The organism is Dryocola clanedunensis (assembly GCF_038405435.1).
Lineage (GTDB): Bacteria > Pseudomonadota > Gammaproteobacteria > Enterobacterales > Enterobacteriaceae > Dryocola > Dryocola clanedunensis_A.
The window spans coordinates 1-572 of sequence record NZ_JBBYHZ010000158.1 but is presented as its reverse complement, the minus strand read 5'-3'; the positions used below and the strand labels follow the sequence as shown (position 1 = coordinate 572).

At 74.8% G+C, this 572-nt stretch carries 1 protein-coding gene; it reads left to right on the top strand.

Going from position 1 to position 572, the window contains the following annotated elements:
* On the top strand, positions 1-572 hold a 572-nt coding region (locus AAE045_RS23975), incomplete at both ends, for a hypothetical protein (RefSeq protein ID WP_455549800.1).

The following is a 572-nucleotide window of genomic DNA, read 5'->3' as shown; positions in this document are numbered from 1 at the left end:
CCTCGGTGCGCTGCTGGCCCTGGCTGCGGCCATCGGCGGCGTGCCCGGTGCCGTGTGCGCCGCATTGGCCCAGCCGGCGTTCGCGCTGGCGGTCTCGTGGTGGCGCCGCACCCGCTCGCTGCAGCCGCTGCCGCAGGTGGTCCGTCAGGATGCGCCTGCGCTGCTGGCGCTGTGGGGGCTGGGCCCGCTGCTGCTGACCCTGCTGGTGGCCTGGCCGCTGAGTGCCCTGCACGACAGCGGCAGCCTGGCCGCCGTGCTCGGCGTGAGCGTGGCAGTCAGCGCCGCGCTGCTCGGGGTCTGGCGGACCTGGCCGCTGTGGAATGACGTGGAACGCAGCGAAGGCAGCCTGGCCCGTCACTGGCAGACCCTGGCCGGACGCGACCTGACCGCCTGGCGCGGGCTGGCCGTTGCTGCGCTGGTGGTGCTGGTGTGCGCGCTGGTGGTGCTGCCGGCGTGGCCGGGCCTGGTTTCGGCGGCGCTGCACTGGCCGATCGCCGCTGCAGTGGTACTGCTGTCCCCGCTGGCGCACGTGCTGCTGCAGGCGATTGCCCCCGCATCGACCCTGAGCGCAC